A 17516-nucleotide genomic window follows, 5' to 3' on the forward strand; every position below is an offset into this window, starting at 1 on the left:
GTGGTCAGCTGGTCAGCTGGTCAGTTCGTGGCCGCAGTCGGTGCGGGCGTCCACGGCTGGAGCTTGTTGGCCAGCCGGATCTCGTCCACGATCCGGCCGATGATGGTGGTGATGCCGAAGTCCTTCGGGGTGAACACGGCGGCGACGCCGGCGGCCTTGAGGGCCTCGCCGTCCGCTGCCGGGATGATGCCACCCACGATCACCGGGACATCCTGCACCCCGGCGCGGTCCAGGCGCTTCAGGACGTCGGGAACCAGCTCGCAGTGCGCGCCGGAGAGGATCGACAGACCCACGCAGTGGACGTCCTCCGCGACGGCGGCGGAGACGATCTGCTCCGGCGTCAGCCGGATGCCCTGGTAGACCACCTCGAACCCGGCGTCGCGGGCCCGGACGGCGATCTGCTCGGCACCGTTGGAGTGCCCGTCCAGTCCGGGCTTGCCGACCAGCAGGCGCAGCTTGCCGGCGCCCAGCTCCTCGGCGGTCGCGGCGACCGCGGCACGGACCTGCTCCAGCTCCCCGCCCGGCTCGGCGGCGACCGCGACGGGCGCGCCGCCGACGCCGGTGGGGGCGCGGTACTCGCCGAAGACCTCGCGCAGGGCGAAGGACCACTCGCCGGTGGTGACGCCGGCCCGGGCGCAGGCGAGCGTGGCCGGCATCAGGTTGGCCTCGGTGGCGGCGACGGCCTTGAGCTCGGCCAGCGCCGCCTGGGCGGCGGCCTCGTCGCGCTGTCCCCGCCAGGCCTCCAGGGCGGCGAGCACGGACCGCTCGGAGGCCGGGTCGACCACCATGATCGCGGTGTCGAGGTCGGCGGTGAGCGGGCTGGGCTCGGTGGTGTCGAAGCAGTTGACCCCGACGATCTTGTCCTCGCCGGACTCGATCCGGGCCCGGCGGGCCGCGTGCGAGGCGACCAGGTTGGACTTCAGGTAGCCGGACTCGACGGCTGGGATCACCCCGCCCATCTCCAGCACCTTGGCGATCTCCGCCTCCGCGCCGGCCAGCAGCGCGGCGGTCTTGGTCTCGATCACCTCGGAGCCGTTGAAGATGTCGCCGTACTCCAGGAGGTCCGACTCGTACGCCAGCACCTGCTGGATCCGCAGCGACCACTGCTGGTCCCACGGGCGGGGCAGGCCGAGCGCCTCGTTCCAGGCGGGCAGCTGGACGGCCCGGGCGCGGGCGTCCTTGGAGAGGGTGACGGCCAGCATCTCCAGGACGATCCGCTGGACGTTGTTCTCCGGCTGGGCCTCGGTCAGGCCGAGGGAGTTGACCTGGACGCCGTAGCGGAAGCGGCGCTGCTTGGGGTCCGTCACGCCGTAGCGCTCCAGGGTGACCTTCTCCCAGAGCTGGGCGAAGGCGCGCATCTTGCACATCTCCTCGACGAAGCGCACGCCGGCGTTCACGAAGAAGGAGATCCGGGCGACCACGTCGCCCATCCGCTCGGCGGGCACCTGGCCGGAGTCGCGGACGGCGTCGAGCACCGAGATGGCGGTGCACATCGCGTACGCGATCTCCTGGACGGGCGTGGCCCCGGCCTCCTGCAGGTGGTAGCTGCAGATGTTGATCGGGTTCCACTTGGGGATGTTGCCGACCGTGTAGGCGATCATGTCGGTGATCAGCCGCACCGACGGGCCGGGCGGGAAGACGTGCGTCCCGCGCGACAGGTACTCCTTGACGATGTCGTTCTGGGTGGTGCCGGTGAGCCTGGCGATGTCGGCGCCCTGCTCCTCGGCCACCACCTGGTAGAGCGCCAGCAGCCACATCGCGGTGGCGTTGATCGTCATGGAGGTGTTGGTCTGTTCGAGCGGGATGCCGTCGAACAGGGTGCGCATGTCGCCGACGTGCCCGACCGGGACGCCGACCCGGCCCACCTCGCCCCGGGCGAGGATGTGGTCGGAGTCGTAGCCGGTCTGGGTCGGCAGGTCGAAGGCGACGGACAGGCCGGTCTGGCCCTTCGCCAGGTTCCGCCGGTAGAGCGCGTTGGAGTCGCTCGCGGTGGAGTGGCCGGCGTAGGTGCGCATCAGCCAGGGCCGGTCGCGCTTCTGGGGCTCGGTCATCGGGTCCGTCTCACACGTTTCGGAAGCGGTTGATGGCGTCGACGTGCGTGGCGCGGAACTCCTGGTCGCGCACGCCGAGGCCCTCCTCGGGGGCCAGGCAGAGCACGCCGACCTTGCCCTGGTGCTTGTTGTGGTGCACGTCGAGGGCGGCCTGGCCGGTCTCCTCCAGGGAGTAGACCTTGGACAGGGTGGGGTGGATCTTGCCCTTGGCGACCAGGCGGTTGGCCTCGAAGGCCTCGCGGTAGTTCGCGAAGTGCGAGCCGACGATGCGCTTGAGCGACATCCACAGGTAGCGGTTGTCGTACTGGTGCATGTAGCCCGAGGTGGAGGCGCAGGTGACGATGGTGCCGCCCTTGCGGGTGACGTACACCGAGGCGCCGAAGGTCTCGCGGCCCGGGTGCTCGAAGACGATGTCCACGTCCTCGCCGCCGGTGAACTCGCGGATCTTGGAGCCCAGGCGCTTCCACTCGCGCGGGTCCTGGTTGTTCTCGTCCTTCCAGAACCGGTAGCCCTCGGCGGAGCGGTCGATGATCGCCTCGGCGCCCATGGCGCGGCAGATCTCGGCCTTGGCGTCGCTGGAGACCACGCAGATCGGGGTGGCGCCGCCGGCCAGCGCGTACTGGGTGGCGTACGAGCCGAGGCCGCCGCTGGCGCCCCAGATCAGCACGTTGTCGCCCTGCTTCATGCCGGCGCCGTTGCGCGAGACCAGCTGGCGGTACGCGGTGGAGTTGACCAGGCCGGGGGAGGCGGCCTCCTCCCAGGTGAGGTGCTTCGGCTTGGGCAGCAGCTGGTTGGTCTTCACCAGGGCGATCTGGGCCAGGCCGCCGAAGTTGGTCTCGAAGCCCCAGATGCGCTGCTCCGGGTCCATCATCGTGTCGTTGTGGCCGTCCGGGGACTCCAGCTCGACCGAGAGGCAGTGCGCGACGACCTCGTCGCCCGGCTTCCAGGAGTTGACGCCGGCACCGGTGCGCAGCACGACGCCCGCGAGGTCGGAACCGAGGACGTGGTACGGCAGGTCGTGGCGCTTGGTGAGCGGCGACAGCCGGCCGTAGCGCTCCAGGAAGCCGAAGGTGGAGACCGGCTCGAAGATCGAGCTCCACACCGTGTTGTAGTTCACCGAGCTGGCCATGACGGCCACCAGGGCCTCGCCGGGGCCCAGTTCGGGCAGGGCGACCTCGTCGAGGTGAAGGGACTTGCGGGGGTCCTTGTCGCGGCTGTCGAGGCCCGCGAACATCTGCTCCTCGTCCTTGTGGAGCGTGACCGCCCGGTAGGACTCGGGGAGCTTGATCGCCGCGAAGTCCGCCGACGTGCTGTCGGTGCTGAGGATCGCGTCGAGGATTTCCTGCATGGCTGCCTCCGAAGGCGTACCTGTGTGAGGGTCACAGGGCGTCTGGGGGAGCCGGGAGCGGACACCGGCTTCGCTGAGATGGGTGGTGGTCGGTCAGGCTGGGCGCCCGGCGTGGACCGGGCCGTGCTGGCACTGCTCCCGGGGTGTGGGAACACCGGACGACGGCGCGCCGAGGTGGGGAGCCGCGGCGCCGCGACTGGTGAGTAACAAGGTAGTGGCACCCTGTGCCACTCGTAAAGACACCGGGTGTCAGGAATTCCGACCGGCCGAAACGGGCGGAAACGGCGCGTGACGCGCGTTGCGCGGACAGCCGAAAGGCCCGCGCCGACGAATCGGCGCGGGCCTTTGATATCGCTCTGACCTGCGTAAACGCTGGGCCTATGACTCCCGGGCGCCGCTCAGTGCGGCCCGGATGCTGTCCACCACGACGTCCAGCGGGGCGTCCGTCCGGGCGACTGTGATGAGCACCTCACCTCCGGGGCTGGCACTCAGTGCGCTCTCGGCCACGGTGTCACCGGGGGCCCCACTGGCACCGGGTGCCACCACGGACCCCCGGCGTCTGGCACCCGGGGCGCTGGCGGCCCAGAAGGTCCGCCGGATCACCTCGAAGGAGTGGTCCAGCTGTGCCTCCACGTCCCCCCGCCCGCCGGCCCGCAGCCAGCGCCGCAGCACGTGGTTGTGCGCCGCGACGACCGCCGCCGCCGACACCTCGGCCAGCATCGAGTCGTCCTCGCCGCCGCGCTGCCAGCCGGACGGGATGGACTCGCCGGTGTCGAACCGGCCCAGCAGGTACCGGGTGAACAGCCGCTCGTAGCGCGCCACCACGGCGATCTCCCGCTCGCGCAGCGCCGGGACCTGGCGGATCAGCTGGTACCGCGCGACCGACACCCCCGGGGTGGAGGCGTACATCCGCAGCACCTCCTTGATGCCGCGGCAGACCACGTCCAGCGGGTGCTCCTCCGGCTCGGCGCTCGCCAGCAGGTCGGCCACCCGGACGAGGGTGTCGTCGTGGTCCGGGAAGATCGCCTCCTCCTTCGACCGGAAGTACCGGAAGAAGGTGCGCCGGGCCACGCCGGCGGCGGCCGCGATCTGGTCGACCGTGGTCTCCTCGTAGCCCTGCGAGGCGAACAACTCCATCGCGGCCGTGGCCAGGTCCTGGCGCATCTGCTGGCGCTGCGCCGCCGCCCGGCGGCTGCCCGGCCCGCCCTCCGGCCCGGTGCCCCCGGTCGAGGGGGCGGTCCGCTCGGTGCCGTGCGAACCGGCGGGGCGCTGCGGGGAGGCTGACTGAACCCGATCCATGTCCGGAACGCTACACGGCCCCGGGGGTGCGGCCGCGGGCCTTCCCCGGCGCACCGGTGCGACCGGGGCGCTCACGGCCGGCCGGGGCCAGCGCGAGGACACCGCCCCGGGGCTCCAGCCGGGGCGCGCGGCGGGCGCGGCCCCGTGCGGCGGCGCGCCGTTGCCGTGCGCCGCGCCGCCGTACGGAGGGGTCCCGGAGGGCGGTCCGGCCTGGTACGGGCCGCCGCCCCCGGGCTGCGGCGTGGTCACCGGCGCGCGTGGTCGCGGAAGCCGCGGCCGGTCTTGCGGCCCAGGCAGCCCGCCGCGACCAGGTGCTCCAGCAGCGGCGCGGCGGCCAGGCCGGGCTCGCGGAACTCCTGGTGCAGCACCTGCTCGATGGTCAGCGAGACGTCCAGGCCGACCACGTCCAGCAGCTCGAACGGGCCCATCGGGTAGCCGCAGCCGAGCTTCATCGCGGTGTCGATGTCGTCCACCGTCGCGTAGTGCTCCTGCAGCATCCGCACCGCGTCGTTCAGGTAGGGGAAGAGCAGCGCGTTGACGATGAAGCCGGCCCGGTCGCCGCACTCCACCGGGTGCTTGCGGACCTTGGCGGTCAGTTCCAGCACGGTCGCGGTGACGTCCGGCGCGGTCAGCACGGTGGAGACCACCTCGACCAGCTTCATGGCCGGGGCCGGGTTGAAGAAGTGCATGCCGATCACGTCCTGCGGCCGCGAGGTGGCGGTCGCGCAGCTGATCACCGGCAGCGAGGAGGTGGTGGTGGCGAGTACCGCGCCCGGCTTGACGATCTTGTCCAGGGTGGCGAACAGCTCCCGCTTGATCCCCAGGTCCTCGGCCACCGCCTCGACCACCAGGTCGACGTCGGCCAGCTCGGCGTACTGGCCGACCGGGGTGACCAGCGCCAGCGCGGCGTCCCGCTGCTCGGCGGACATCCGGCCCTTGGCGACCGAGCGCTCCAGGGACCTGGCCAGCTGCGCCTTCGCGCGGTCGGCCTTCTCCTGGCTGCGGGCGGCCAGCAGCACCGGGTGCCCGGCCTTGGCGAACACCTCGGCGATGCCGGTCGCCATGGTGCCCGAGCCGCAGACACCGACGGTCCGGACCTCGCGGCCCGGCACCTTCGGCAGGGCCGGACCGGTCGCCGCGTCCACGGCCCTGGACGAGCCCGGCGCCTCGTAGGTGTAGAAGCCGCGGCCGGACTTGCGGCCCAGCAGCCCGGCCGAGACCAGCTGGCCGAGGATCGGGGCGGGGGCGTGCAGGCGGTCCCGCGACTGCTCGTACATCGCCTCCAGGACGGTGCGCGCGGTGTCGACGCCGATCAGGTCGAGCAGCGCCAGCGGGCCCATCGGCAGGCCGCAGCCGAGCCGCATCGCGGCGTCGATGTCCTCCCGCGAGGCGTACTTGGACTCGTACATCGCGGCGGCCTGGTTCAGGTACGCGAACAGCAGGCCGTTCACCACGAACCCGGCCCGGTCGCCGGCTGCCACCGGCTCCTTGCCGAGGTCGCGGGCGAAGGCGGCGGCGTCCTCGGCGGTCTGCGGGGAGGTCAGCACGGTGCGGACCACCTCGACCAGCTTCATGGTGTGCACCGGGTTGAAGAAGTGCAGGCCCAGCACCCGCTCCGGACGGGCGGTCGCGGCGGCGATCCGGGTCACCGAGAGCGCGGTGGTGCCGGTGGCCAGCACGGTCGTCTCCGGGCAGATCCGGTCCAGCTCGGCGAAGACCTCCCGCTTCAGCTCCAGCTGCTCGGGCACCTCCTCGATCACCAGGTCCGCGCCGGCGGCGGCCGCCAGCTCGTGCCCGACGGAGATCCGGGCCAGCAGCCCGCTGCGCTCCTCGGCGGTGAGCCGCTCCCGGTCGACCGCGTGCGCGGTCGCCTCCTCGATCCGGGCCAGTGCCCGGGCGGCGGAGTCCTCGGTTGCCTCGATGCCGATCACCCGGCGGCCGCTCTTGGCGACGGCCACCGCGACGCCGGCACCCATCGTGCCGAGGCCGACGACGGCGACGGTCGGGAAGGGACGCTCCATCTGTCCTGACTCCTAGTCATGAAGGGCCCGCGCGTGCTCCGGCGGGCACGCCGCCGCGCCCGTACGCCGGGGGCGGCCGCCGCCGGAGGAGGGTTCACGCGCGGGGGCTTGGGGAGATGACGGGGTGCGGCCCACCCGGGCAGCGGCCGGTCCGCTCCGGCCGAACTGCGGGTGTGCCGTGGTACTCAGGCGCTCGAAGGTGAAGGAAGCGGCTCTGATGCGAGGGAAACCCGGCCGGCCGCGGTTCGCGGCACCGGCCGGTGAAAGCGCACCGCGCGAGCGCCGCAGACACGGCGACCGCAGGCTCCCGCCGGTGCGGCTCCCGAAGCCCGGCGGTGGTGCGTCCGGCCACTGTAGCGAAGCTACTCGTCGGTAGGAAGAGGGCGTGGGCGGAAAACCGTTCGGGCGCGCGGGCCGCTGCCCGCTAGGGTGATCGACGCGGGGGCGGCTCCGCGGCGTGCTTCCTTCTCTCATCTTTCACATGACCGAGTGCGCCCACTCTCCGCCCCCGCTTTGTCGTATCCGACGGGGGAAGAGCTGTGAAGAAGCCGAGCGTCGCGGCGCCCGAACACGGGCTGGACGCCTACCTGCTGCGCCGCCACGGGACGGTCCCGGTCGAGGGCGGGGCCGCGCCCGCGGAACCGGACCCCTGGACGGCCGAGGGCCTGATCGCCCTGGAGGCCGACCTGGCCCGGCGCGGACACGTCCTGACCCGCGACCTGCACGCCGCCCTCGGACGGCTGCGCCCGGCCGCGCTGGCCGAGACCGGCACGCGCCTGCTGGCACGGATCGACGCGACGCTCGGCGCCGACCGCCGCCACCAGCCGCTGTTCCGCCGCTTCCCCGAGGGCGTGCCCTCCCGCGCACGGGCCGACTACTCGGCGGCCGTCCGCGGCTACCTCCTCTGCCAGGCGAGCCAGATCTGCCTCTGCTGCGGGCGCAGCAGCCTGGAGGCCGGGATCGGCGCGCTCGCCCCCTGCGCACACCTGCTGTGCGGCGACTGCCACGACGACCTCGTCGAGCCCTCCGGCGACGCCCGCTGCCCGGTCTGCCGCACCCCGCTGGACCGGCAGCGCCGCCTCGCGCCCGACACCCGGGGCGCCCGGCACGCCGCCCGCGCCCTCCAGCCCGGCAGCACCCTGCGGCCGCTGCGCCTGGCCGAGGCCGGCGACCGGGCCGAACTCGCCGGCACCGCGCTCGCCGCCCTGCTCGCCCGGCGGACCCCGCTGGACCCGCAGGACCGCGAGGACCTGGCCCTGCTGCTCGACCACGCCCCGGCCGACCCGGCCGCCTGGCTGCCCGCCGAGATCCCCGTCCGGGAGAGCCGCGCCACCGTGCTGGCCGCGCTGCTGCGCCGCGACCCGGAGCACACCCGACCGCTGCTCGCCGCCCACCTCACCACCGCCACCGACGTGCTGCGGCTGATCTGGGCGTGGTCCGGCGCCGAACCCGACCTGCTGCCGGAGACCGCCCGCACCCTGCGGCTGCGGGGCCTGCCCCGCCCGCTGCGCCGCGAACTGCTCGCCGTCCTGGACGCGTTCCCGGTCGGCACCCTCGCCGAGGACCTGCGCCGCCACCGCCAGCCCTGGCTGCGGGCCGGCGAACTGCTGCACCCGTACGAGCACCGCGCCCGCTTCCCGTACGCGGCGGCCGCCTTCGCCGTCGTCCGGCAGAGCGACCTCGACCTGCACGGCCTCGGCCCGCACCTGCGCGAGGCCCCCGCCCCGCTACGGGTGCGCGAGACGCCCGCCGGGCACACCCGGCTGACCGTCGAGACCTTCGCCGCCCGGGTCGAGCACGCCCTCGAACAGGGCGACCTGCCCGCCGCCGTGCGCCTGCTGGCCCGCCGACCCGGCGAACTGGTGCGCCGACTGCACCACCTGCTGCGGGTGCACGCCACCTGGTCCCCCGGCGCGCCCCTGCCCGCCGAACTCGCCGACGCGCTGCCGGCCGCGCTGCGCGCGGTCGCCCCCGGCCCGCTGCTCGGCGCGTACGGACGGCTGCGCGCGCCGCGCGGGATCGGCGAGCAGCGGCTGTACTTCCCGCGCGGCCGGGTCGCCTCGGCGCACGTCCGCCGCGACTGGGGCAAGCCCGTCCCGGCCGGGCTGAGCGCGCCGGTCTGCGCCCTGATCGAGGCCGAACTGCTGCGCCGGGCCGGGCAGTCCGAGCGCTACGACGTGGCCGTGCTGGACGCCGGGCTGGCCGACCTGGTGGTCCCGTTCGCCGAACGGGCCAGCGCCAAGACCCTGGTCGCCGTGCCGCGCGGCAGCGTGCAGCGGCTCCCGCACGGGCAGCACCTGCGGCTGTTCGTGCACTGGACGCAGCGCCCGCCGCAGCGGGTGGACCTCGACCTGTCGGTCGCCTTCTACGACGAGGAATGGCAGTTCACCGGCCTGTGCGACTACACCCGGCTGGTGCTCGGCCCGCGCGCCGCCGTGCACTCCGGGGACTTCACCACCGCCCCGCCGCCGCACGGCGCCACCGAGTTCGTCGACCTCGACCTGCAGGCGCTGGGCAAGGTCCGCGCCCGGTACGCCGTGGTGGTGGTGTTCAGCTACAACGACATCCCCTTCGAGGACCTCGCCGACGCGTTCGCCGGCTTCATGACCCTGACCCCCTCCGAGGCGGCCCGGAACCGCACGGGCGCCTTCCACCCCAGGAGCGTCCGCCAGCGGCTGGACCTCGCCGGGGACGCCAGGATCTGCGTCCCGATGATCGTCGACCTGCACACCCGCAGCCACACCTGGACCGACCTCAACGTCGGCGCCGCTTCCGGGTTCCACAACCTCTTCCGGCACCACGCCGAGATCGGCACGCTGGCCGAGGCCGTGACCACCCACTTCGCCACCGGCACCCGGGCCACCCTGTGGGACCTCGGCTGCGCCGCCGCCGCGGCCGCCAGCGACGAGGTGTGGGTGCGCGACCGCACCGGCCTCGGGCTGGGGCGCTACCACCGGGGCGCGGACGAGCCGGTGGCGGCCTTCGCCGAGCGGCTGCGCGGGTGGTACGAGAGCGACCACCACACCGAGCAGCCGGCCGACGACACGGCCCGGCTGATCGCCGAACGCCTCGGCGGCTCACGGGCGTTCGCGGCCCTGGTGCACGCCGACGTGCCCGTCCCGGAGGGCGCCGGCGGGACGCTGTACCGGCTCTACCCGGGCCGGCTGGACGCCGCGCCGGACACGCTGGAGCGGATCACCGCAGGGGAGCTGGTGGCCCGGTTCGCCCCGAACGGGTGAACGGGTGGACGGGCTTCCGTTTGGACCACCCGATAGGGGAGTTACGGAAGCCCGACCGGCGGGGCAGCATGGTGACATGACCATCGGAACCGCCACCGCAGGCCCCACCGCGCCCGGCGCCGCCCAGCCCTCCGGTGCCGATCCGTTCGGCCCCGCCGGCTCCGCGGCCGCCGTGGGGCTGCCCCCGCGCGCCGAGCGGGCCGAGCGCGCCCAGCAGGCGGCCGACCGGCTGCGCACCGCCGCCGTGGAGGCGGTGGCCGTCACCTGGGTGGACAACGCGGGCGTCACCCGGGTCAAGGCCGTGCCGCTCGGCGGTCTGACGCACGCCGCGCAGTGGGGCGTCGGTACCGCGCCCTGCTTCGACGTGTTCCTCGCCGACGACGCGATCACCACCAGCCCGATCATCGGCGGCCCCACCGGGGACCTCAGGCTCTACCCCGACGTGGAGCGGATCGTCCCGCTGGCGGCCCAGCCCGGCTGGGCCTGGGCCCCGGGGGACAGGTACACCCAGAGCGGCGCCCCGCACCCCGGCTGCCAGCGGCTGTTCGCCCGCCGGGCGCAGGCCGCGGCGGCCGGGCGCGGGCTGAGCCTCAAGGCCGGCATCGAGATCGAGTGGGTGGTCGCCCTCGCCGGTTCCCCGCAGGAGGCGCCGCAGTACCCGACGCACGGCCCCGCGTACGGGATGCACCGGCTCACCGACCTCTCCGACTACCTGCGCGACGTCCTGCGCGCCCTCGGCGAGCAGGGCCTGGACGTCCTGCAGATCCACCCCGAGTACTCCCCGGGCCAGTTCGAGGTCTCGGTGGCCCCCGAGGGCCCGGTCGGCGCCGCGGACACCTCCGTCCTGGTCCGGCACACCGTCCGGGCCGTCTCCGCCAGGCACGGCCTGCGGGTCTCCTTCGCGCCGGTGGTCGAGGCGGGCGCGGTCGGCAACGGCGGGCACCTCCACCTCAGCCTCTGGCGGGACGGGCAGAACCTCGGGCACGGCGGCCCAGGCCCGCACGGGCTGACGGCCGAGGCCGAGGGCTTCCTCGCCGGGGTGCTCGACGCGCTGCCCGAACTGCTGGTGCTGGGCTGCTCCAGCCCCGCCGGGTACCTGCGGCTGGTGCCCTCGCACTGGGCCGGCGCGTACCAGTGCTGGGGCCTGGAGAACCGCGAGGCCGCGCTACGGCTGGTGACCGGCTCCACCGGGGAGCGGGCCGCCGCCGCCAACGCCGAGGTCAAGTGCTTCGACGCCAGCGCCAACCCGTACCTGGCGGTCGGCGCGGTGATCGCGGCCGGCCTCGCCGGGCTGGACCAACGCCGGGCCCTGCCACCGGAGTTCACCGGGGACCCGGCGGCCGCCGAGCCCGGTACGGTGCCCAGGCTGCCGCAGGCTCCGGCCGAGGCGCTGGCCGCGTACGAGCGCTCGGCGGTGCTGCGCGAGGCGCTCGGCGAGCCGCTGTACCAGGCGGTGCTGGCGGTGCGCCGGGCGGAGGCCGAGCAGTACGCCACCGCCACGCCCGAGGAGGTGGCCGCGGCCACCCGCTGGCGGTACTGACCGGTGGCCCGGCCGCGGCCCGCACCGTCCGCAGCGGCGCCCGCGCTGGTCGACCACCACTGCCACAGCGTGGTGGCCGCCGACCTCTCCGACGACGCCCTGGCCGGGCTGCTCACCGAGTCCGACCGTCCGCCCGCGCCCGGCTGCTCGCCCTTCGACAGCGCGCTCGGCCTCGCCGTGCGGCGCTGGTGCCCGCCCGCGCTCGGCCTTCCGGCGCACGCCCCGGCTGCCGAGTACCTGGCCCGGCGGCGCGAGTTGGGCGCCGCCGGGGCGACCGGCCGGCTGCTCGCCGCGGCCGGGCTGGACACCTGCCTGGTGGACACCGGGCTGACCGAGGCCGCGGGCCTGCCGCTGCTGCCGCCGGCCGAACTGGCCGCGGCCGCCGGGGCGTCGGTGCGCGAGGTGGTCCGGCTGGAGTCCGTCGCCGAGGCGGTGGCCGCCGGTGCCGAGGACTGGCCGTCGGCCGTCGCCGAGGCGCTGGCGGCCGCCGCCGGCGGGGCCGTCGCGGTGAAGTCCGTGCTCGCCTACCGGCACGGCCTGGCCGCCCCGGCCGAACGGCCCGCCCGCCGGGCCGTGGTGGCCGCGGCCGGCGCCCGGCTGCGCGGCGGGTCCGGGCGGCTCACCGACCCGGTCCTGCTGCACCACCTGCTCTGGACGGCCGTGGACGTCTGTGCCGAGCTCGGCCTGCCGATCCAGCTCCACACCGGCTTCGGGGACCCGGACCTCACCCTGCACCGGGCCGACCCGTCCCTGCTGACGGACTTCGTGCGCGCCGCCGAGCCCAGCGGCGTCCCGCTGGTGCTGCTGCACTGCTACCCGTACCACCGTCAAGCCGCCTGGCTGGCCCAGGCCTTTCCGACGGTCTTCACCGACCTCGGGCTGACGGCTTCCTACACCGGCCCGCAGGTGGCATCGGTGCTGGGCGAGATGCTGGAACTGGCGCCGTTCGGCAAATTGCTGTTCTCCACGGACGCTTACGGGCTACCCGAACTTTTCTTGGTGGGCACCTGTCAGTTCCGGCACGGACTGGCCGTGTTGCTGGATCGTTGGCGGGCGGACGGTGCCTGTTCCGCCGCCGACGCGCAGCGGCTGACGTGCTCGGTCGCCGCCGACAACGCCCGTCGGCTGTACGCCCTGTAGCTGCGCCGCGGCCGTGCGGGCCCGGTGCCCGGCCGCCGTTATCGGGGCAAAGGAAGCACGTCGGCGAACCATCACTTTTTAACAATCTTGGCCCCTGTTTCCCTTGTTGACCTGCGGACTCCTAACATCCGTTGCTGGTCTAGATGTGACGATTAGATGACTACCTCTTGCGCATCTCATCGAATATTCATTAGCGTCCGGTCATTCCCAGTGCACCTGCCAACCGCAGCTGCCGCATGACGACTCGGGAGGGCCACCCCCAATGAGAGTTTCTCGGATCAGCCGGACCCGGTACGCGGCGGTGGGCCTCGTGCTCGCCACTGCCGGCGCCCTCGCGCTCCCGGCCGGCACCGCCGTCGCGGCCCCCACGGCCGACCCGACGACCGGTCCGCTGCTCAGCTACGTCGTCAACACCAAGGCCAACCACGGCCAGGTGCAGAAGGTCGAACAGGCCGTCAAGAGCCTCGGCGGCACGGTGGTCTACTCGTACGAGCAGATCGGCGTCGTCATCGCCCGCTCGACCGACACCAAGTTCGCCGAGAAGCTGCGCCTGGCCAAGGGCGTCGACTCCGTCGGTGCCAGCCGCACCAAGGGCATCACGGCTGCCGACCGCGAGAAGGCCGAGGTCGTCGCCGAGCCCACCGCCGCCGCGGCCGCCCCCGGTCAGGAGCCGCTTGAGGCCAACCAGTGGGACATGCGCCAGATCGGTGTCGACAAGGCGCACAAGCTCTCCCTGGGCAGCCGCAACGTCACCGTCGGCGTGCTGGACTCCGGCATCGACGGCACCCACGAGGACCTGGCCGCCAACGTGGACGCCTCGCAGTCGGTCTCCTGCATCGACGGCGGCAAGCCGAACACCGACTGGAAGGCCTGGCAGCCGGGCGTCGACGGTGACCACGGCACCCACGTGGCCGGCACCATCGCCGCCGCCAAGAACGGCAAGGGCATCGTCGGCATCGCCCCGAACGTCAAGCTGGCCGCGGTCAAGGTCGTGGACGACGGCGGGTTCATCTACCCGGAGTACGCGATCTGCGGCTTCGTGTGGGCCGGTGAGCACCAGTTCAAGGTGACCAACAACAGCTACTACATCGACCCGTGGATGTTCAACTGCCCGAACGACAAGGACCAGGCGGCCATCACCGCCGCCGTCCGCAAGGCCGTCGCGTTCTCGCAGCGCAAGGGCGTCCTCAACGTCGCCGCGGCGGGCAACGAGAACATCGACCTGGCGCACAAGACCACTGACGTCTCCAGCCCGGACGACACCACCCCCGGCACCCGTCCGGTCACCAACGACTGCCTGTCGCTGCCGACCGAGCTCCCGGGCGTCCTGGCCGTCTCCTCGGTGGGCGTCAACGGCGACAAGTCGTACTACTCCAGCTACGGCAAGGGCGTCGTGACCGTCGCCGCGCCGGGTGGCGACGCCCGCTACCAGATCCCGAACACCCCGGACAAGAACGGCCGCATCCTGTCCACCCTCCCCGGTGGCAAGTACGGCTACATGCAGGGCACGTCGATGGCCTCGCCGCACGCCACCGGTGTGGTCGCCCTGCTCGCCAGCACCTTCCCGTGGGCCAGCGCGGACGAGCTGACCGAGATGCTGACCAGCCAGGCCGAGTCCCACGCCTGCCCGACCGGCGACTGGAACCCGGGCGGCGCCGGCCAGTGGAAGGCCACCTGTGAGGGCGGCGCCGACGACAACGGCTTCTACGGCGCGGGCATCATCAACGCCGAGAAGGCGGTCCAGTGGTGGCGCTGAAGCACTGAGGCGCTGAGGCGCTCAGGCGCTGACCGCGACGACACCTGATCGCCGAGCCGGGGAGCGGGGCCACACAGGCCCTGCTCCCCGGTCGCGTTTGAGTAGCCGTACTCAGGCCTTCGCCTCCCCCGCCGCCGAGGATGGGTCCGTACCCGACGGAGTCACCACAGGAGTTGAGCGGCATGGCGCAGACCGTCCCCGGCCGACAGGCCCTTCCCGGCAAGCGGAACCGGCTCGCGCTGGCCCTGGGCGTGGGCGAACTGCTGCTCGCCGCACCGATGCTGGCCACGGTCGCGGCCGGCGGCCTGGTGGTCGCCGTGATGGGCCTGGCCGCCGGTGGGTCGGCGGTCGCGGTGCTGCTCCTCGCCCTGCTGCTCGCCGCCGGCCCGCTGCTCGGCCTGGGCCTCGGGTTCCTGGTCGCCCGGCTGCAGCGGCTGCCCCGGGACGTCGCGTTCCCGGTGGTCGGCTTCGGCCTGCTGCTCGGAACGGCGGTCGAGTACTTCGGCTGGATCCGTCCCGCGATGGGCTGACCCGCGGCGGCCCCGCGATGGGCTGACCCGCGGCGGCCCCCTGATCGGCGGCCGGCTCAGCCCTCGTCGAAGTGGTGCTCCCAGACCGTCTCCACCGACGGCTTGCCGTGCAGGTCCGGCACCTGCTGCAGCCAGGCCGGGCGCCCGGCCCGGGTCCGGGCCGCCTGCCGCCGCTCGGCCTCGCGCAGCTGCTCGGGCGTGGCGAAGCCCTCCGGCAGCCACTCCCCGGAGAGCACCACCCGGGCGGCCAGGTGGGTGACGTACGCGTGCCGGACGGCGTCCGCCGAGTCGAAGCCGGGCTCGCCGGCCAGCCACTCGTCCGGGACCAGGGTCAGCACCTCCTCCAGCAGCGGCACGGTGACCAGCGGACCGAGCTCCTCGTCGGCCAGCCGGACGTCCGGGGCCGAGCCGCCGAGCGCGTGCGCGCTGAGGTCGTACCGCTTGCCGACGGACGCCTCGGCGCCCGCCCAGCGGTGGTGGAAGATCAGCGCGGCGCCGTTGTCGATCAGCCAGAGCCGCCCGTGCCAGACCACCAGGTTGGGGTTGTGCACGGTGCGGTCGACGTTGCCGGTGAGCGCGTCCAGCCAGACCACCCGGCCGGCCTCGACGGAGTCCACCGCGATCATCCCCGGGCGGAAGTCCCGCGCCCCGGGCAGCAGGTCCATCCCCAGGTTGAGTCCCGCGCTGGCCTTGAGCATGTCCTGGATCTCGGTGTCCGGCTCGTCCGCGGCGACGGCCGGGTCGAAGTCCACCAGCCGCAGCTCCGGCACCCGCAGGCCCAGCCGCCGGGCCAGCTCGCCGACGATCACCTCGGCGATCAGCGCCTTGCGGCCCTGCGCGGCCCCGGTGAACTTGACCACGTACGTTCCCAGGTCGTCGGTCTCCACCACACCGGGAACGGAGCCGCCGGCGCGCAGCGGGTCGACGTAGCGCACTGCAGTCACCAGATCGAGCACACCGGCCACCCTAATTCGTTGACGGCGGATCGGTGTAGCCAGGTGCTGCGGCCGGTCCGTTCGAATGCCGGGGCCGTCAGGCCCCGGGGACGGACCGGCGCGCGACACCGCGGCCCCGGCCTGCCCGGGTGTCGGTGCGGGGCGGCAGACTGCGCGCATGAGCGACATCCCACACGCCTCCCACCGGCAACTCGGCCTGACCTGGGTCGGGTCCATGGGGGGACCGCTGGTCGTCGTCCCGGTGTCCGCGCTGCACCGGTGGGGCGGATGCACTCCGGAGGGTGTGATCGTCGGCGGCACCGACCGGCCGGACGACTACGACCGGGCTTGCGCGGTCGAGGGTTCCGCCGAGGTGATCGGCCTGGGCGGTGGCACCGCATCCGCTCTGGTGCTGGGTGACGAGCCCGCCGCCACTTGCTACCTGTCCGAGCGGAAGAGCTTCCTGCGGTGGTTCGCCGCCGACTCCGACGTCGAACTGCTCGCCGCTGCCGAGGCCGCGCTGGACGACCCGTCGACGCCGTGGGAGGAGTGCGGGGTCTGGGAAACCGACGGACCGGCAGTCCTCATGGACTCGGCCGAGGCTGGCAGCGACCTCGGCGTGCCCTACCCCACCGGCGGGGGGCAGCCGGACGAGGCCCCGGTCCCCTTGCCCGCAGGACGCTGGAGGGTCCGCGCGTTCTGCGAGAACGCCGACTCCCACCGGCTCGGCGTGGTCCAGCTCCTTCCCGAGTCCGGTCCGCAGCCGCCCGCACCCTGACACGGGCGACAGCCCGAGGATTCGAACGTCGGGTCCGTGCCCGGAACGGCCGGCTCGACCGCTCGGCACCGTGAGGTGTCCATCCCGCCGCGTCACGGGCGTGACCCTGTGATTGGCTTGCCGGTGAGAGCGCTACCACCACACGAGGAGAGCAAGGTCATGGGACAGGTGCAGGCCACCACCGAGCGGGTCTACGACGCGGCCCCCGAGCGGGTGTACGAGGTGCTGGCCGACTACCAGGTGACCCGCCCGAAGCTGCTGCCCGCGCAGTACAGCGAGTACGAGGTCCGGGTCGGCGGCACCGGCGCCGGCACCCAGGTGCACTGGAAGCTGCAGGCCACCGAGAAGCGGGTGCGCGACTGCCTCTTCACCGTGTCGGCGCCGAAGCCCGACCAGCTGGTGGAGAAGGACGCCAACTCCAGCATGGTGATCACCTGGACCGTCGCCGCGGCCGGCGAGGGCCGCAGCAAGGTCACCGTGACCGCCACCTGGCAGGGCGCGACCGGCATCGGCGGCTTCTTCGAGCGCACCTTCGCCCCGAAGGGCCTGAACCGGATCCACGACGAGGTGCTGGCCAACCTGGCCGCCGAGGTCCGCTGAGGACCGCCGAGGTCCGCCGAGGTCCGTCGGGGCCGGTCGAGCCCCGCTGAGGTCCGCCGAGCGTCGCTGAGGTCCGCCGAAGCCGGCCGGGGCCCGCCGGGCGGCGCGCCGGAATTCGACGGCAGCGCGATTCGAGCGCGTAAATCCACCGATGCACGTGAATCGCGTGGGAATTCGAGCGGCGGGGGGCGGCCCGGCCGCCCCCACGCCCACAGCCCGGCCGCCCCCCACCCCCACCCCACCGGCGCCCGCGCCCCCGCCGGGGGCGCCGCCCGCCAC

12 protein-coding genes are annotated in these 17516 nt (G+C 73.8%); 7 read left to right on the forward strand and 5 right to left on the reverse strand.

Annotated features, from left to right (window positions below; all coding sequences use genetic code 11):
- Positions 1-20: 20 nt before the first annotated feature.
- The 4 genes from ACIRST_RS23585 to ACIRST_RS23600 all read right to left on the reverse strand — a co-directional run bounded on the left by ACIRST_RS23585 (position 21) and on the right by ACIRST_RS23600 (position 6719).
- Positions 21-2051, reverse strand: a complete 2031-nt coding sequence (locus ACIRST_RS23585) for a protein meaA (RefSeq protein WP_402804110.1) — start codon at positions 2049-2051, stop codon at positions 21-23.
- 10 nt (positions 2052-2061) lie between these two features.
- Complete coding sequence (gene ccrA, locus ACIRST_RS23590; RefSeq protein ID WP_350525305.1) at positions 2062-3399, reverse strand: crotonyl-CoA carboxylase/reductase; 1338 nt, start codon at positions 3397-3399, stop codon at positions 2062-2064.
- A 378-nt stretch (positions 3400-3777) separates the two neighbouring features.
- Positions 3778-4698, reverse strand: a complete 921-nt coding sequence (locus tag ACIRST_RS23595) for a TetR family transcriptional regulator (RefSeq protein WP_350525304.1) — start codon at positions 4696-4698, stop codon at positions 3778-3780.
- A gap of 245 nt (positions 4699-4943) precedes the next feature.
- The gene (locus ACIRST_RS23600; protein ID WP_402804112.1) at positions 4944-6719 is read right to left on the reverse strand and encodes a 3-hydroxyacyl-CoA dehydrogenase family protein; all 1776 of its coding nucleotides are present in this window, start codon (positions 6717-6719) and stop codon (positions 4944-4946) included.
- A gap of 539 nt (positions 6720-7258) precedes the next feature.
- Here ACIRST_RS23600 and ACIRST_RS23605 point away from each other — a divergent pair.
- The 5 genes from ACIRST_RS23605 to ACIRST_RS23625 all read left to right on the forward strand — a co-directional run bounded on the left by ACIRST_RS23605 (position 7259) and on the right by ACIRST_RS23625 (position 14924).
- Positions 7259-9958, forward strand: a complete 2700-nt coding sequence (locus ACIRST_RS23605) for an MXAN_6230/SCO0854 family RING domain-containing protein (protein ID WP_402804114.1) — start codon at positions 7259-7261, stop codon at positions 9956-9958.
- 76 nt (positions 9959-10034) lie between these two features.
- Positions 10035-11498 (forward strand): glutamine synthetase, encoded by a 1464-nt coding sequence (locus ACIRST_RS23610; RefSeq protein WP_396546840.1) that lies wholly within the window; start codon positions 10035-10037, stop codon positions 11496-11498.
- A gap of 3 nt (positions 11499-11501) precedes the next feature.
- Complete coding sequence (locus ACIRST_RS23615; RefSeq protein WP_402804116.1) at positions 11502-12638, forward strand: amidohydrolase family protein; 1137 nt, start codon at positions 11502-11504, stop codon at positions 12636-12638.
- Between the two features lie 262 nt (positions 12639-12900).
- Complete coding sequence (locus tag ACIRST_RS23620) at positions 12901-14394, forward strand: S8 family serine peptidase (RefSeq protein ID WP_350525300.1); 1494 nt, start codon at positions 12901-12903, stop codon at positions 14392-14394.
- A gap of 182 nt (positions 14395-14576) precedes the next feature.
- On the forward strand, positions 14577-14924 hold the full coding sequence (locus ACIRST_RS23625; protein ID WP_350525299.1) for a hypothetical protein: 348 nt from the start codon (positions 14577-14579) through the stop codon (positions 14922-14924).
- 56 nt (positions 14925-14980) lie between these two features.
- On the opposite strand, the gene ACIRST_RS23630 is transcribed toward ACIRST_RS23625, so the two are convergent.
- Positions 14981-15880, reverse strand: coding sequence for a HipA family kinase (locus tag ACIRST_RS23630; RefSeq protein ID WP_402804119.1), 900 nt, complete (start codon positions 15878-15880; stop codon positions 14981-14983).
- A gap of 157 nt (positions 15881-16037) precedes the next feature.
- On the opposite strand from ACIRST_RS23630, the gene ACIRST_RS23635 reads away from it, so the two are divergent.
- Positions 16038-16637, forward strand: coding sequence for an Imm21 family immunity protein (locus tag ACIRST_RS23635; RefSeq protein WP_402804121.1), 600 nt, complete (start codon positions 16038-16040; stop codon positions 16635-16637).
- A gap of 159 nt (positions 16638-16796) precedes the next feature.
- Positions 16797-17237 (forward strand): SRPBCC family protein, encoded by a 441-nt coding sequence (locus tag ACIRST_RS23640; RefSeq protein WP_350525296.1) that lies wholly within the window; start codon positions 16797-16799, stop codon positions 17235-17237.
- Positions 17238-17516: the final 279 nt, after the last annotated feature.

Origin of the sequence: Kitasatospora sp. NPDC101447, from assembly GCF_044767225.1 — a bacterium.
In the GTDB taxonomy this organism is placed as follows: Bacteria; Actinomycetota; Actinomycetes; order Streptomycetales; family Streptomycetaceae; genus Kitasatospora.

What these genes read in the sequence shown, in the direction of transcription:
- ccrA (WP_350525305.1), bottom strand. Translation starts at nt 3,399, where the DNA reads ATGCAGGAAATCCTCGACGCGATCCTCAGCACCGACAGCACGTCGGCG.
- ACIRST_RS23620 (WP_350525300.1), top strand. Translation starts at nt 12,901, where the DNA reads ATGAGAGTTTCTCGGATCAGCCGGACCCGGTACGCGGCGGTGGGCCTC.
- ACIRST_RS23625 (WP_350525299.1), top strand. Translation starts at nt 14,577, where the DNA reads ATGGCGCAGACCGTCCCCGGCCGACAGGCCCTTCCCGGCAAGCGGAAC.
- ACIRST_RS23640 (WP_350525296.1), top strand. Translation starts at nt 16,797, where the DNA reads ATGGGACAGGTGCAGGCCACCACCGAGCGGGTCTACGACGCGGCCCCC.
- ACIRST_RS23610 (WP_396546840.1), top strand. Translation starts at nt 10,035, where the DNA reads ATGACCATCGGAACCGCCACCGCAGGCCCCACCGCGCCCGGCGCCGCC.
- ACIRST_RS23595 (WP_350525304.1), bottom strand. Translation starts at nt 4,698, where the DNA reads ATGGATCGGGTTCAGTCAGCCTCCCCGCAGCGCCCCGCCGGTTCGCAC.
- ACIRST_RS23635 (WP_402804121.1), top strand. Translation starts at nt 16,038, where the DNA reads ATGAGCGACATCCCACACGCCTCCCACCGGCAACTCGGCCTGACCTGG.
- ACIRST_RS23600 (WP_402804112.1), bottom strand. Translation starts at nt 6,719, where the DNA reads ATGGAGCGTCCCTTCCCGACCGTCGCCGTCGTCGGCCTCGGCACGATG.
- ACIRST_RS23585 (WP_402804110.1), bottom strand. Translation starts at nt 2,051, where the DNA reads ATGACCGAGCCCCAGAAGCGCGACCGGCCCTGGCTGATGCGCACCTAC.